Raw genomic sequence first — 15,577 nt, 5'->3', positions numbered from 1 at the left:
TTTTGCAAGCTATGATAATTTTGAAATGAGATATTGCAAGGCTCTTATGTACGAATACGATGTTTAGTTACTATAAAGCATCTATAGGGCGCTTTTCCGAAAACGCATTAAGTTATGGGTTCATATCAAAAACAGAATCTCATGAAGTTAGAATAAATTTTGACAAGTTGAGGATTGCATTAAGACATCCGAGTTTAATTTCTATCAACCAAGACCTCGAGATTCTAAAGGCCAATGAATTATTAAATAGTATTATGAAACAGCTACATACAAATTACCGCATCTTTGTTCACGCCCCTTTTAAGCTTATTAAATCAATTGAGAGTTCGATTACTGCATTATATAAGGATTAGAGCGGCAGTATAATCGGATTATTAAAATAAAGAGTTTCCCAACTTGGTTTTTAAAACTATTTATATATTTAAGTAAGGTTTAGGAAAATGAATTGTAAATTCAAACGCCTTGCTAGTTGCCAATATTGAATCAAATATAATTCATAATGAAGTACTTCTCTAATCACATTTCTCTGCAGGTAGCATTATTAAGTTTTGTATTTTTCTTTTCTAATTGCACTAGAGAAGATATCTCGGAAGTAACCAAGAAAGCTTTACCAGTAAATACTTTCGGCATGCGGGTAAACGGAAAAGCATGGGAACCAGCACAAGTAGGAACCAATGAATGCCTGCGTACCTATCATGCCGCTTGGTCCAAAATAAATTACCCTTATTTTAATATAGTTGCTTATATGAATCCAGAGGGACTAAAAACTGATAGCGCTTTAAATTTATTGCAGTTACAAATTATGAATGTAACAGAGTTGGGAAAGTACGAACTTATGGGTTCCTATCTCACTGACTTCAAACCTTATGCATTTTTTTTACTAAAGAAACCGGATGGCGGCTTCATACGGTATGTAAATAAGCGAGATGTCGCCTCGTTTTATGTAGAATTCGAAAGATTTATACCACGTCCTAGGACTGATCTTCACGGAGTTATAGGTTCATTCTATGGTACGTTATACAATGAGGCAAACCCTCTTGATTCAGTAATTATTACAAGTGGAAGATTCACTTTCAATAAAACGAATCATTATGATTTCAACCAATGTGATTATTTCGTGCCGGTACCAAAATGATGCATGGATACGTGCTATAAAATATAAGTTATTATAGATTTGAATTATGAGCCAATTATTTAAACGGTTACTAGCTCTTCTCAGCCTTCCACAAAACAGATGGATTTGGTTAACGGCATTGACTATTGCGTCAACAGTTATAGCCCGTGTTGCTTTCCATGTAGAATGGCTGAACATCTTTATTGTTTTTATATTTTTTGCCTTTAAAGAACTTTTCGAATTTGGCCGAAGACGAGCCAATGGTAAGGCAACCTGGAAATGATAACCGCTATGAAGTATACGTGTAGTTTTTTATTTGTTATGATTTTCATATTGTCATGCGCAGGAACCCATGGCTTTATTCAGCGATACAAGTTTAATACGAGTAAAGCAGACTTAGAACAAGCAATTAAATCAGTCTTGAAAAACAACACAACCTTTTTACAGGAGGATCAGATTGCAAAAGCCAATAACGAGTCAGGATACATGACGATATTTATAAAATCAGAAGGTGATAAGTATGGCTTCAGGATCCGGTATTATGGAGATGAACAGCACTGGGAAACATCTAGTACATCAGAAATATTTATTGCGTCTGCAAGAATTAATGGAATTGGAGGTAAGGACAGCGACGAAGCGATGACTGAGGAATTAAAAGCCAAGTTGTTGAAGGTGTTTCAAGAGCGTTTTGTAAATCTCGTCGTACAGACACTACAGTCGGAATCTACAATAAAGTAGAAGTCGAGTAAAGCAGTATAAAGATGAAAAAGTTAACAATTCTTGTTTCCTTGATAATATTCAGTTTGTCTGGGATTGCACAACGAATTACTCTTTCAAAGTCAGCAACGTTAGACCCGCCTAAAACCATGCATAAGTTGTCTAAGACTGAGCTTATTTTAGATTGACATAGAAATATCAAGGGCGGGAAACTTATCAAAAATAATTACCTCAGAATCTCTTTCTTCTATTTAATACGGTGTTTCATTTATGATAACGTTAAACACATCATTTTTTAACGTTACCCTCCCTATTTTTGCATTAGTATTATGGAAAAATCAATTACAGATATTGAGCTTTGGCAAAGTATTAAATGTGCAGATGAAAAGGCATTCAAGATACTGATGGATCGCTATTGGTCCCCATTATATAACAAAGCATTCGTTCGAATTAACAAAGAGGACGTTTCAAAGGACTTAGTGCAGGAAATTTTAATTAGCATATGGGTAAACAAAGAAAAGTTACCTGATGATGTGCTGCCAAAGGCATACTTATTCACTGCATTAAAATATAAAATATTAAACTTTGTTAGTTATAGCACTGTGCGTCTTAATCATGCTAATATGGTACTAGCTATGCAACAGGTTGAGAATAATTCAACTCCGGAAGACATAATCAATATTAAAGAGCTGAGAACAGCGGTTCTAAGTTCGACTGAGAAGATGCCTCCAGGCATGAAAGAGGTATTTGAGCTAAACTATAAGGAAGGTTTAAGCATTACGGAAATTGCTATTGAAAAAGGTATATCTTCTCAAAGCGTCAAAAACTACCTATATGAAGCTAAATGCATCTTAAAGAAACACCTTTCTTCACAACTATCTTCAGAGCAGATCGCAGGCCTCTTGATCGTTATCTTAATGGAAGATTAACATTAGGTTAAAGTACTTTTTCGCCTTATAACTGACCTATAGTTATAAAGGCAGAAAAGTGAACATCGAACAACAACGTGAAGTAATTCGCAAATATCTATCAGGCACCGCTAATTCAACGGAAATTAGTAAGGTAGATTCCTGGTATAATTCATTCAATGACAACATTGTGAATCATCCGGCTTCTGAACAAGTAGCTGAGCGGTCTAGACAGTTTATTCTGAGCAAGACATCGCGGGGTAACTCCATATCCCGCTTTAACCTATTTTATAAGTACACTGCAGCTATAACTGCGATAGCATTGTTAGTATTTCTTTATACGGGGCCAAAGAAGCATTTTAATGAAAGCTTGGTATTTATTAAAGCTAGTGCCAAGGCAGATACCGCCATTACACTAATTGACGGCTCTAAAGTCTGGTTAAAAGCTAAGTCAGAACTTTCCTATGATTCAAAAGATTATGGGACGATAAGCCGCACTATCAATCTTGTTAAAGGCGAAGCTTACTTCGAAGTAACAAGAAATACTCAACTGCCCTTTTCCGTCGTCCAAAATTCTACAGCCATACATGTTCTAGGTACAGGTTTCAGTGTTTTTACAGATCAGGAATCCGGTAATTTCGATGTAAGAGTAAGTCATGGTCTGGTTGAAGTGATCCATAGGAATAAGCCCCTCTCCTACCTTAAAAAGGGTGAAGCATTAACGCTAAACACAAATTCTGGAAAATTTCATACCGCTCACTTCAATAGCAGATACGCTGCCCTCTGGATTAATGAGCAAATTTCGTTAAAGCAGGTCTCATTTGAAGAGCTAAGTGACGTATTCTTCAACTTGTATAGGAAGCGACTCAAATCTGCGACTGACAACAGCGAAAAATATACTTATACACTGGACATCCATAAACACGACACTTATCAAAGCACGATCGCCATTATTGCCTCTATCCACCAGAATAAATTTAAAATCCAAAGCGACACAATCCTGATCTATTAAAACAAACAAACAAATGAAATTTAAGAAAACGTTACTATTTACAGTGTATTGGGGCTTCCTGTGTATGATCCACTACGCAAAAGCACAGAACAACTTGAGCCCTGCTCTGCTACAAAAAAGAATCAGCATTAATTTTAATGACAAATCTCTTGCATCAGCGATTAGCTCTATCCAAAAACAAGCAAACATTTCATTTGCTTATGATGCCAAAATGCTTTCTGGTAAACAAATAGCCCAGAACCAACAAGGGTTCACAAATATCAGTGTGAATGAGGTCTTAAATACTTTACTTTCTAATCAAGGAATTGGATTTAAGGAAGTGAATGTTAGAATTGTACTCTATGAGCAAAATAATACAACCGCTGTTCGACAAGAGGAGATTACAATCACAGGAAAAGTAACAGATGAAGGAGGACTGCCTTTACCAGGTGTTTCTGTCTTAGCTAAGCCTAATGGCAAAGGCACTGGTACGAATACTGATGGACAATTTACGTTAAAAGCTCCTAGTAATGGAAGTCTGCAATTCTCTTCAATGGGATTTGTATCCAGAGAGATACAGATCAATGGCAATCCTAAGATTGACGTCGTACTGAAATCAGACGATAAAAACTTAGATGAGGTTGTAGTCATCGCATATGGTACACAAAAGAAAGTTACAGTAACCGGTGCGGTTGCCTCCATCTCTACCAAAGAAATAAAGCAAAGTCCGGCAGCAAATCTGGCCGTCACCTTAGCTGGAAGATTACCAGGTTTAACAGCCATTCAAAATAGCGGAGAGCCTGGTCGTGATGTTACGCGTCTTTATCTAAGAGGCTTGGGCACCCTAAATGGTCAAAACCCAATAATATTGGTCGATGGTGTAGAACGTGACCTGGGTTATATAGATCCTAATGAGGTCGAAAATATAACCATCCTGAAGGACGCATCTTCTACAGCGCTTTTTGGCGTAAGAGGTGCAAACGGAGTAATATTGGTGACAACAAAAAGGGGAACGAGTGACAAGCCGCTGATAAGCCTAACTACCGAATACGGACAACAGGATTTTACCCGTATTCCAGAAGTCTTAAGTTCATTTGACTGGGTAACGCTGAAGAATGAAGCCTGGCGGAATGATAACCCAAATGTTGCGGCTAACGATCCTGTCAATAAAGCTCCTTATTCAGCTTATGCGATTGAGCGATTTAGATTGCAGGATCAGCCTGAAGCTTACCCTCAGAATGACTGGCGGGACATGCTACTGCAAAATTCAGTACCTCAGGTGAGATATAATATGAATCTGAGCGGAGGTGGTGATGTAACCAAATACTTCGTTAACCTGGGCTTCTTAGATCAGGACGGACAATGGAAAGTTGATGATGATTTGAAATACAATCCTGAAGCATTTCTAAAAAGATATAATTTCCGGTCTAATATAGACGTTATGCTAAATAAGTCAAAAACGTTAAAGACGTTCTTAAATGCTGCAGGCTATTTAGAAAAGGTTAATCAACCTAATACTGAAACCACTGAGATTTTAGGAAGGATAAATGGCCTGTGGCCTGTTGTGCAACCGGGTCCTCTCGCACCAAATGGGGAGGTATTGATCGGTTCATCAGGAAGTTATGGAGAATCACCATGGGCTTATATAAACCGATCGGGCTATCGCCAGGAAACGCGTAGTAATATCACAGCCTCATGGGGTCTTGAACAAGATCTTTCTATAGTTACCAAAGGTCTATCTGCTAAACTTATGGCTTCTTTTGACACCAAGTCACTCTATAATTTAACAGGGAATCAAACTTACCAGCGGTGGATACAAAGTATTGATCCAAATACACAAACCCCAGATGGGAAGGATATCGTTAAATACGAACGTACAAGAACGGATTTAGACAATACGCCATTAAGCACGAGCACAAGCACGACATTTGAATCGTTTTATAACGTCCAACTTCAGGCTGGTTATCAGCGGACATTCGGGAAACATGCACTTTCAGGATTACTTCTCGGTCAGCAGGAATCAAGGATCAGGCCTGCCGATCGCCTGCCTTACAACTTATTAGGTGTTGCTTTCAGAACTTCATACGGGTATGATTCCAAATATTTCCTGGAGTTTAATATGGGTTATAACGGTTCTGAGCAATTTGCGAAAGGAAAGCGGTTCGGGTTCTTCCCATCTGTTTCTGGTGCTTGGGTAATTTCAAATGAGAAATTCTTTACACAAAACGATCTTGTCAACATCTTTAAATTCAGGGCTTCTTATGGAAAGGTTGGAAGTGATCAACTTGGTTCTCGTCGGTTCCTTTATCTAGATGATATACAACGGCAAGGAAGTGGTGGATACTCTGGCACACTTGGCAGAGGCGGATTGATCACAGAGAACTTTATTGGGAATCCAAATGTACAATGGGAAATAGCTAAAAAACTTAACCTCGGTCTTGATTTAAAGTTATTTAAGGCATTGGACATTACCGTCGATTATTTCGATGAGAAGCGGAGTAATGTGTTGATCAGCAGAGGAACCGTACCAGCAATATTTGGTTTACCACAGGCAAACCTTGCCCCTTTCAATATGGGTATCGTGAGTAATAAAGGCTATGAACTGGAAGCAAATTATAATCAGATATTGAATGAGGATCTATCTTTCGTAGTTAAAGGAAACTTTAATAAAGCTAAAAACAACCTTGAATTTAGAGACGAGCCACTGTTACCAGAAGACTATGCCTACCGGACGAGAGCAACTGGCTATCCAATTGGACAGAACTTCGGTTATCAAATTGATAGATACTTTACCTCGCAACAAGACATTACCGAGTCTGGTCTAAGTTATACAGGGAGAGCCCCGCGTCCGGGAGACTTCAAGTATAAAGATTTGAATAATGATAAGATCATCGATGAGAAAGATATTGCACCGATTGGATACTCTATCGTTCCTCAATACACCTTTGGAGCAGGCCTAAGTATTAATTTCAAAAACTTTGACTTCTCTGCTTTATTCCAGGGTGTAGCTAAAGTTTCAAATTATATCAGTTCGAGCGAGACAAACGACTTTAGGAATAGACATTTAAATGCATGGACAGCAGAACGGGCAGCCTCCGGAGCTACAATAGAGTACCCTGCCTTAAGTACTTCCCTATCTGCAAGTAATCGTCAGAATGAATTCTATATAGAAGATACTGGTTTTATAAGATTAAAGAACGTGGAAGTCGGATTTACTTTTCCAACCTCCCTTTCCAGTAAAATAGGAGCAAAATCACTTAGGCTCTATGCGAATGGATTTAATCTTATCACCTGGGATAGATTAAAAAACAAAGACATTGATCCGGAGCTAAGCGGAATTAATGCATATCCGGTTTACAGGATATTCAATGGAGGTATTAACGTTATATTTTAAGTAAGAGAACTATGAAGACTTTTCAACTATCAATACTATTAGGATTATTTCTGATTACAGGATGTAGTAAGAATCCGTTGGACATTACTCCCGATGGACGGCAATCCATGCAAGACATTTTTAACGATGCCACATTAACCGAATCCTATCTTAATTCAGCTTACTTAGATTTGCAGTTGCGTGGCACCAATTATCATTATTGGACTATGTTATCCGGGATTTCTGACGAGTCACATGATGCAGATTATCCGTCGCAAAACTTCCCTGTCACCCAATTTTTGAATGGCCAGCTTAGTCCGTCTTATAATCCATTTGATGGAGGCTCGGCAAGTAATGACATTAACTTTTATACTAAAAACTGGTCAGGCATAAGAAAAACGAATGCGTTCCTGGCAAACGCTGTTAATACACCAGGTTTAAATGAAAAAGCTAGATTATTAGCGGAGGCAAAAGTGCTACGTGCATATTACTATTCTGAGTTAATAAAGATGTATGGCAATATGCCAGTCATTACTGTACCTTTTGATGACATCTCTGCATTTAATAGCCTTTCTCGCAGTACGATTGAAGAAAATGTTGCACAAATTGTAAAGGATTGTGAGGAAGCGATTGCTGAACCTGCACTTCCTTTAAGATTGATTAATGAGCCTGAGCGAGGTCGTTTCACTAAATCTATGGCTTATGTTCTAAAAGCTAACGCGCTATTGTTATCTGCTTCTCCTCTTTGGAACTTATCGAATGACGCGGCAAAGTGGCAACAAGCAAGTCAGGCATCGAAAAAAGCAATTGACGATCTGACTGCTGGCAACAATTTCAGATTGAGCGCCAATTATGAAACGTATTTCTTTGGACAAAGCGACATTAGTAGCAATCCTACAGATCGGGAAACTATCTATGAAGTTAAAGGATTCAATGAGCGTTATAAATTTGCGCAACTCTTATACTTAATGCATTCTATTCCAGAGCTTGGCGCTTCACGTGCCGGAAATTGTCCTAGTCAGGAACTGGTAGATGCCTATGATATGAAGAATGGGTTACAACCAATATTGGGTTATTCTGATGAGGATCATTTAAAGCCTGTTATTAATGCTGCATCAGGATACGATGAGACAAATCCATATGTAAATCGTGACCCTAGATTTTACTACACTGTTTATTACAACAATGCACCATTTGGCGCTAAAATAAAGGGTGCTGACTTTTCCATACAAGCTTATTTGGGTGGTTCCGATGGTATTTCACCACTTAGAACACGAACCAAGACTGGGTACTATCTTCGTAAATACAAGGATCCTAACGTGCAGACGGCTGATGCAGGAAGTGCAAGATTTAAGGTAATGCGATTAGCAGAACTATACTTAAATTATGCTGAGGCAGAAAATGAGTCAAATGGACAAAGTCCTGCAGTATATGAAGCGTTAAGGGTAGTAAGAGCAAGAGTTGGAATGCCAAATGTAGAGGCCAATCTTTCTAAAGAAGATATGAGACAGAGAATTCGTAAGGAACGAATGGTTGAACTCTCTTTTGAGGAACATAGGATGTGGGATGTAAGAAGGTGGAAAATAATTGACAAGACAGATAAATTAACTACAGGGATGGAATGGACTAAATTAACTAATGGCACCTTTATAGGAAAAAGGATAGTTAGTGCGAAACGGAATGCTTGGCAAGAGAAGTATCTTTTGTTTCCCGTCCCATTGAACGATATCAGCAAACTTCCTATGTTTAAGCAAAATCCTGGTTGGTAATTGATATATATATATACATGAAGAAATTTGATTCACAATTAACGTTTATGAAAAGAATATTAATAATAAGCTGTTTACTAGTTATTGGTAAGATAACCCAGGTCAGTGCTCAGGAATTTACCATACCCATCTTTCCCGATACGCAGGTAGAGGTTGATGTTAAAATGGATATGTTGTACAGCCAGATGGACTGGATTATTAAAAATCAGAAAAAAGAGAATATTCCCTTTGTGCTACATGTAGGTGATATTGTAAATTACAACAATAATATTCACTGGGACAGAGCCAGTTTGGCCTTTGAGCGGTTAGATAATCATCATGTTCCATATGCTTTAGCAAATGGAAACCATGACAATGCAGCTGTTGGCGAATTTACTGGTAGTGCTGCGCCGGGAAATACGCGCATTAATGTAAGAAATACGGAGAAATTTAATAGGTATTTCCCAGGATCAAGATATCGCAATTTGAGAGGGAATTTTGAAAAGGGAAAGAATGAAAATGCCTTTCACACTTTTCTAGCCAGTGGAATGAACTGGCTTGTTGTAAATCTAGAATTTTGCCCAAGAAAGGCTGCTGTAATGTGGGCAGATAGCGTTACAAAGGCTCATCCTTTTTATAATACTATTGTTATTACTCATTACTACCTAACTCCTAAAGGCACCATACACAATACTGACGCAGGATACGGCGCATTAAGCCCGCAGGAAGTGTATGACCTTTATATCAAGAAGAATAAGAATATACTGCTTGTACTTAGTGGCCATGTTACCCAAAGCAGTTCTCTAGTGAGTACTGGAGACAATGGAAACAAAATCTATCAGGTTTTGCAGGATTATCAAAACGAAGATGCAGGCGGTGGTTATTTGCGACTACTTAAAATCAATCCCCAAGCTGGAACTATATCTGGTGAGATGTATACTCCTTTTTATAATAAGATCAGAAGTGATCAGTCGAAAGTAGAATTCAAAGACGTTAAGTTCATAAAAAACTATAACTAGAATAATTCAATTCGACGTTTTCAAATGTCGGTTCTGGAACTGTTTTCAGGACCGACGTTATAGCATTGCCCCAATAGAATTAAGTGCAAAGCATTGGCATGGTGGGCGGTTTTGGCTATATTGCAATACCGATGACTGACCCCCTACACTTTGAACTTAACCATCCTGATCAGTCTTTAAGTGATTTTGTATACTGCTTTTCTTCACTACAAAACTTCTCTGATTATGATGAGGCAGTGGTTATTCCTAATGGAAAGGTTGACCTCATTTTTTCTAAAAGTGATGAGGGCGGTCTTCAAGTTGTCATACTTGGTTTAGAAACTAAACCTAAGAAGGTGAACTCTAAGGTTAACAACTTTTTCTCTGTAAGCTTTAATCCCCTTGCAATAGAGTATGTGTTTTCCTGTTCGATCGCTGAACTTCTGGATACAGGGAAACTATTACCTTCCGGTTTTTGGGACATTGGCATAGATGACCTGAATAATTTTAACGAATTCTGTAAGAAATTATCACAAATCATTAATCATCGTTTACCTAAATTAATAGATGAGCGTAAACGAGAGTTATTCCAATTGATCTTTACTTCAAATGGTGAAATCTCTATCAGTGCGCTTTCTCAGAAGATTTTCTGGAATCCAAGGCAGATCAATCGATACTTTAAACAGCAGTTCGGGCTGTCGCTGAAATCGTATTGCAAGATTCTTCGCTTTCAAGCATCCCTTCCTCACGTTAAAAATGGGGAGCTCTTTCCACAACTCAACTTTAGCGACCAGTCTCATTTTATCAAAGAAATTAGACAATTTGCTGGTGTATCGCCAAAAGAACTCCATAAAAACAAAAACGACCGATTTTTACAATTCCTCTTTTACAAGTAAAAGTAGTTTTGCAGTATAAACAACAATTTATGCTGTTACAAGATAAAAAAGTAGCGATTATAGGCGGCGGCCCAGGGGGTTTAACCCTTGCAAGACTCTTACAACAAGACAAAATTAGAGTAAAGTTATATGAGCGGGATGCTGATAGAAACGCGAGGGTACAGGGCTCTCCTTTAGATTTACACGACTACTCAGGGCTTGCAGCATTACGCAAAGCTGGTCTATTGAATGAGTTTGAGAGGAGCTATATGATCGGTGCTGATAAGACAACGATTACCAATGATCAGGCGGAGATCGTCTTTAGTGACCATGAACATAAACACACTCAGAGTTTTGGAGATGAACACTTCCGTCCAGAGATTGACCGTGGCGTGTTGCGACAAATTTTGATTGATTCATTAGATGCTGAGACTATTATTTGGAATAGCCACTTCCTATCTATGGAGAAGCAAGGTGACGGTTGGTTATTATATTTTAAAGATGGGAAGATGGAATATGCTGACTTGGTGATTGGGTCAGATGGCGCAAATTCACGAGTCCGACCCTACCTGACTGATGTAAAGCCGCTTTATTCTGGCATTACCATGCTGGAAGGCACCATCTATGAAGCTGATAAAAACGCGGCTAATATTTCAACTATTCTTCGTGGAGGAAAGATCATGGCCTTCGGAAATGAGAAGAATATTCTGATGGGACAGAAATCCAATGGCGAGATTGGCTTCTATGCGAGTTTTAAAGCCGCGGAAAACTGGGCATCAATGAGTGGGCTTAACCTTTCCAATAAAGCGGAAATATTGGAGTGGTTCCAAACGGCTTATGCAGAATGGAATGAGATTTGGCAGGAGTTATTTCGAGACGCAAGTATGCCATTTGTTCCAAGGCCAATTAATTATTTTCCCTTAGATCAAAGTTGGGAAGCCATGTCTAACTTGACGGTAATTGGAGATGCTGCTCATCTTATGCCCCCATTTGCTGGTGAAGGTGCGAATATGGCCATGCTGGACGCATTGGAATTGAGTGAGATACTTATGTCGGACAACTACACTGATATTCGGCAAGCAATCTCTTTTTATGAGATAAAAATGCGAAAAAGAGCTTCCGTAAAAACAGAAGAATCCCTTGAAAACGGCGAAAAGATGCATAGCTGTGATGCGCTAAGTTTAATGACGAGTTTTTTCGGACAGTCGCAAAGTCGGTAAGCTATAATTGCGATCAAATTTTACTACACGTAAAAAACCTACTTAATCTATCAAGTAATCTTTTTGAAGTTTGATTTCTAATATTTGATACTTTGATTCAAATAGTTTCTTGTGAAAATTAGATAGGCTATCGCTAAGTTAATTGGTATGACATACCAAACAACATGGTATACTATTGCCAAAAAAAATACATTGAATAAAAGGAATACATAGAACATGAATTTCTTAATATCCAACCCAAGCAAATACATCAGACTTCTGAATAAAAGTATTACTGATAAACCAAAACAAACAACCCCCATCAAAACAATCAAGTGGTAATTAGTCATAAACCACAAAAGTTCAGGCAGCATTAAAACTAGATAGTTAGCAGAGAAGCCGATGAAAAGCCTGTTCCTGGAATAAGGTAAGTTGTGTGAAAAATATAGGGAAGTCTCGGTAAAACGATGTTCATTATAAATTAGGACAGAATGTGCAGTAACTACAAAAAGTATTATAGTTATTGGAATCATGGTATTATTCCTCTGGTCGGAAAATAAAGAAAACATTCCGATCATAAACATCCATGAGGCAGTCTTAGTAATTAAATATGCTAACTTTTGCTTACTAAATACGTAAAAGGTATACAAATAAAAGAATGGCTTATTCCATTTTTTTATCAATCTTATTAGCAATGTCTGCTTATTAATATCTAATAAACCATTTACTACCCTAAGGTATGTCAAAGTACTCAATGCCGTAAGTATAGATAAGTAAAGGATTATTAATGATGGGATCATATAATGTTTGTAACTGATACCGATGATGGTAGCAAACAGCGCATAGATCCACAGTGGAACTAAGATGTTAAGTTGTACGTAAAACCAACTGATGTATTGCTGAAACTTAGTAAGCGACGTGCTACCATAGTATAAGAATTCGTTTTGTTTTAGCGCAAGCTGAGCAGTGACGTATTGTATGCTTTTCATAGCATATCCAAAGCAAACCAAAAAGAAAAGAAGTAATATAAACGGATTGGTTACAAGGGAAAGGGTGATAACCAGGTTCCATTCGGCAAATGCCCATATCGGTACATTTCCCAAAGTGTTAATGAAAAAACAGTAACTAATGAGGGTACCAAATAAGAACACCAACATTCCGGAATGAGCTCTGTAAAAGCCCGCTGCAAATATTTTAAGCAGCATATTGGTTAATGGAGATCTCATCAGAAATCTAGTTTCAAAGTCTTGCCTACAATAGATATTTCCTGTAAACCCACCAAGGTAGCACTGTCAACTGGTTGATGAGAAGAGAGAATAAAAGAAATGTTATGTTTCTTATGTTTCGTTATTACCCATTCATATAAAACCTTCAATGACTCTATATCGATAGTGATAAGCGGCTCGTCTAATAGGATTAATTTGGGATCTCCTAAAAATGCCAAGACTAGCGATAGCTTTTTAAGCATCCCACTTGAATATGTTCCTAATGAATTGCTTAGATAACCCTGCATGTTCATGCTTTCAATCAGATGGTGTTCCTGATCTATCGAACCGCCTTTTGCTTGCTTGAACATCCTGATCATCTCCCATCCAGTCAAAAATTCTGGAAATACCGGTTCAGCGTCCGCAAAATTCACCTTTTGCCGGTAGCGTACGCCTTGTTTCTTTAAACTAATGTTGTCAATAAGAATCTCTCCTTTATAGAATAGAAAACCGCCGATAGATTTCAACAACGTACTTTTCCCTGACCCATTCCTACCTTTAAGCCAATAAATTCCGGGATTGATTGTTAGATCCGCTACATCCAACACAGGGTTATTACCGTATGACTTTTGAAATTTATCGAATTGTAGCATAAATGAACTTTACGGTAAAGGTGTTCCGGTTTGCAGTTTAAACCATGCATCGTCTACCAGCTACGGGAAGCCTGGTAAATAAACGTTATAATTATCTGATGACTTTGTGTAACAAATGTTACAGTTAAGCTCTGGCTTTTCAAATCGCGATTTCTTAATAGCCTCTTCCAAGTAGCGCATGGTAAAACAGGAAACCTACCAATAAAAAGTATAGCAGCCCGAAGATCATCACTGGTACAGCGCGCTTGATCTTGTTGATCCATACGAATACAGGTATAATCTGGAGGGCATGAAGGCCAAAAAAGTGCGCAATCCTGAGGTCCCCATGGTCTTTGCTCCAGTTTAAGAATGGTATCCCTGCACCACCATCTGCTGCACCCACCGTGTGAGCCATCTTTTGCCCGATAAATCCACCTTGTAGCGCAAAGATTGCTGAAATGACTATTCCTAGACGGATGGCCCAAGTCATTGCCTCATTCAGCTCTCTTGGCTTGTTTTTAAAGAAAGTGATCCCCAGATATAATGAAAATAGAGTTTGAGCTGTGATTACAATGCCCATTAAACCGTATACTGCAATGTTGTACCATCCAGATTGATTAAAGTGTGAAAGTTCAGCACGAGCCGCTTGTGTAACAATAGCCAGGATTTCAAAACTCATGGCGAAAATGGTAAAACGAACAAAGCGTCTCTCTAGCTTTTTATCCGGCAGGTGGGGCAAGATCAAAACCCAGCTAAGGCAATAGATGCCAATAGAAAGAGCGAACTTAAGTGGCTTAATCCAAAGATTGATACCTAGCACCTGACGCTGTTCGAACGGCAGCATCGTTAAAAGTACAAGAGCTAATAGCAAGTGAATTAATCCGCAATTGAATAACGGATCAGTAACCTTGTCTCTATTTTTCAGCAATAGCAATAATAATTTCATCGCAAGCCAAATTGCGTAAAAGCATCAGAGGCTAAAATAACACAGGTTACTAAAAGAATATTTTAATTAACGTAGGTTAAGAATTCTGGCTGGCTATTTTCCTGCGAATGCGGCTTAGACTTTGGGGCTGTATGCCCAGATAGGTTGCTATGTGTTGAACGGGTACGCGCTTGAGGATATTTGGGTGATCCTTTATTAAATTCAGGTACCGATGTTCAGCTGATAAACTGACCAACTCATTTCTGGAACGCTCAACCTTAACAAACAAGTTCTCGGCAATAAGTCTTCCGAAGCGCTCAAACTTGGCTCCCCGGGCATAAAGCCGCTGCATGTCGTTATAGCTGAGGCTAAAAATCTCCGTCGCTTCTATTGCCTGAATGAAGTGTGAAGAAGGCTGGCGTGTTAAAAAGCTTTCATAATCTCCGAGCCACTCTCCTTCGAATGCAAACCAATAGCTTTGTTCTCCCTTGTCATTGATGGAGTAATAGCGAAGGCCTCCACGGTTAATGATAACCATGGAGTTACAAGTATTTCCTGCCTCGAGGATAAAATCATTTTTGTTCAGAATGCGCGGTTTTAGCAGCTTAAGAAAGTGAAACAGTTCTTCTTCATTAAATTCAACCAGTCTGGTTAAAGCATTGATTATAGTATCGTGCATAAGAAACCCAGCCGTATAAGCTATCACTGGAAAGGTAGCAAATATTGAAGAGTCTGACTGTGCTTTAACAATGAAGATCATCTTTACAAGACCAAAGAATTTTGGATCAGATACAAAGGATAACAAAAATAATTGTTATTTTAGATCATGCTCCATCACCGCTCACTATCTGGAAAACAAAGGCGTAGTACTGAGAAACCTACTCTATACAGC

General features: G+C 38.4%; 13 protein-coding genes. 9 read left to right on the top strand and 4 right to left on the bottom strand.

All coding sequences use genetic code 11. The annotated features are described in order from the left end of the window. The first annotated feature begins 499 nt into the window (after positions 1-499). From WKF66_RS13405 to WKF66_RS13365, 9 genes are all read left to right on the top strand, one after another. Positions 500-1,135 (top strand): DUF5025 domain-containing protein, encoded by a 636-nt coding sequence (locus tag WKF66_RS13405; protein WP_489674975.1) that lies wholly within the window; start codon positions 500-502, stop codon positions 1,133-1,135. 300 nt (positions 1,136-1,435) lie between these two features. After that, a complete protein-coding gene (locus WKF66_RS13400; RefSeq protein WP_489674974.1) occupies positions 1,436-1,852 on the top strand; it encodes a hypothetical protein in 417 nt (138 codons plus the stop codon). Between the two features lie 308 nt (positions 1,853-2,160). Continuing rightward, entirely contained in the window at positions 2,161-2,760 is a 600-nt protein-coding gene (locus tag WKF66_RS13395) for an RNA polymerase sigma factor (protein WP_489674973.1), read from the top strand. A gap of 58 nt (positions 2,761-2,818) precedes the next feature. Further along, entirely contained in the window at positions 2,819-3,751 is a 933-nt protein-coding gene (locus WKF66_RS13390) for a FecR family protein (RefSeq protein ID WP_489674972.1), read from the top strand. A gap of 13 nt (positions 3,752-3,764) precedes the next feature. Next, positions 3,765-7,124, top strand: coding sequence for a SusC/RagA family TonB-linked outer membrane protein (locus tag WKF66_RS13385; RefSeq protein WP_489674970.1), 3,360 nt, complete (start codon positions 3,765-3,767; stop codon positions 7,122-7,124). 11 nt (positions 7,125-7,135) lie between these two features. Continuing rightward, positions 7,136-8,872, top strand: a complete 1,737-nt coding sequence (locus tag WKF66_RS13380) for a RagB/SusD family nutrient uptake outer membrane protein (RefSeq protein ID WP_489674969.1) — start codon at positions 7,136-7,138, stop codon at positions 8,870-8,872. Between the two features lie 47 nt (positions 8,873-8,919). After that, positions 8,920-9,870: a metallophosphoesterase gene (locus tag WKF66_RS13375; RefSeq protein ID WP_489674968.1), complete on the top strand. Its 951-nt coding sequence runs from the start codon at positions 8,920-8,922 to the stop codon at positions 9,868-9,870. Between the two features lie 83 nt (positions 9,871-9,953). Beyond that, a complete protein-coding gene (locus WKF66_RS13370; RefSeq protein WP_489674967.1) occupies positions 9,954-10,745 on the top strand; it encodes a helix-turn-helix domain-containing protein in 792 nt (263 codons plus the stop codon). Positions 10,746-10,774: 29 nt separating this feature from the next. After that, positions 10,775-11,944: an FAD-dependent oxidoreductase gene (locus WKF66_RS13365; RefSeq protein ID WP_489674966.1), complete on the top strand. Its 1,170-nt coding sequence runs from the start codon at positions 10,775-10,777 to the stop codon at positions 11,942-11,944. 77 nt (positions 11,945-12,021) lie between these two features. Here WKF66_RS13365 and WKF66_RS13360 read toward each other — a convergent pair whose 3' ends face one another. From WKF66_RS13360 to WKF66_RS13345, 4 genes are all read right to left on the bottom strand, one after another. Further along, complete coding sequence (locus WKF66_RS13360) at positions 12,022-13,149, bottom strand: hypothetical protein (protein ID WP_489674965.1); 1,128 nt, start codon at positions 13,147-13,149, stop codon at positions 12,022-12,024. After that, positions 13,149-13,781: an ABC transporter ATP-binding protein gene (locus WKF66_RS13355; RefSeq protein WP_489674964.1), complete on the bottom strand. Its 633-nt coding sequence runs from the start codon at positions 13,779-13,781 to the stop codon at positions 13,149-13,151. Before WKF66_RS13355 ends, WKF66_RS13360 begins: the two co-directional genes overlap by 1 nt. A 154-nt stretch (positions 13,782-13,935) precedes the next feature. Then, positions 13,936-14,706 carry a hypothetical protein gene (locus tag WKF66_RS13350; RefSeq protein WP_489674963.1) on the bottom strand — a complete coding sequence of 257 codons (771 nt, stop codon included), beginning with the start codon at positions 14,704-14,706 and terminating at the stop codon, positions 13,936-13,938. 76 nt (positions 14,707-14,782) lie between these two features. Then, entirely contained in the window at positions 14,783-15,490 is a 708-nt protein-coding gene (locus tag WKF66_RS13345) for a Crp/Fnr family transcriptional regulator (protein ID WP_489674962.1), read from the bottom strand. Positions 15,491-15,577: the final 87 nt, after the last annotated feature.

The organism is Pedobacter sp., from assembly GCF_037719805.1.
Classification (GTDB): domain Bacteria; phylum Bacteroidota; class Bacteroidia; order Sphingobacteriales; family Sphingobacteriaceae; genus Pedobacter.
Note: the sequence above shows the minus strand (reverse complement) of the source record. Positions and strands in the feature narration are given on the sequence as shown.

Coding starts and splice junctions, on each gene's coding strand:
- WKF66_RS13365 (WP_489674966.1), top strand. CDS start 10,775: ATGCTGTTACAAGATAAAAAAGTAGCGATTATAGGCGGCGGCCCAGGG.
- WKF66_RS13375 (WP_489674968.1), top strand. CDS start 8,920: ATGAAAAGAATATTAATAATAAGCTGTTTACTAGTTATTGGTAAGATA.
- WKF66_RS13400 (WP_489674974.1), top strand. CDS start 1,436: ATGATTTTCATATTGTCATGCGCAGGAACCCATGGCTTTATTCAGCGA.
- WKF66_RS13385 (WP_489674970.1), top strand. CDS start 3,765: ATGAAATTTAAGAAAACGTTACTATTTACAGTGTATTGGGGCTTCCTG.
- WKF66_RS13350 (WP_489674963.1), bottom strand. CDS start 14,706: ATGAAATTATTATTGCTATTGCTGAAAAATAGAGACAAGGTTACTGAT.
- WKF66_RS13360 (WP_489674965.1), bottom strand. CDS start 13,149: ATGAGATCTCCATTAACCAATATGCTGCTTAAAATATTTGCAGCGGGC.
- WKF66_RS13355 (WP_489674964.1), bottom strand. CDS start 13,781: ATGCTACAATTCGATAAATTTCAAAAGTCATACGGTAATAACCCTGTG.
- WKF66_RS13405 (WP_489674975.1), top strand. CDS start 500: ATGAAGTACTTCTCTAATCACATTTCTCTGCAGGTAGCATTATTAAGT.
- WKF66_RS13380 (WP_489674969.1), top strand. CDS start 7,136: ATGAAGACTTTTCAACTATCAATACTATTAGGATTATTTCTGATTACA.
- WKF66_RS13395 (WP_489674973.1), top strand. CDS start 2,161: ATGGAAAAATCAATTACAGATATTGAGCTTTGGCAAAGTATTAAATGT.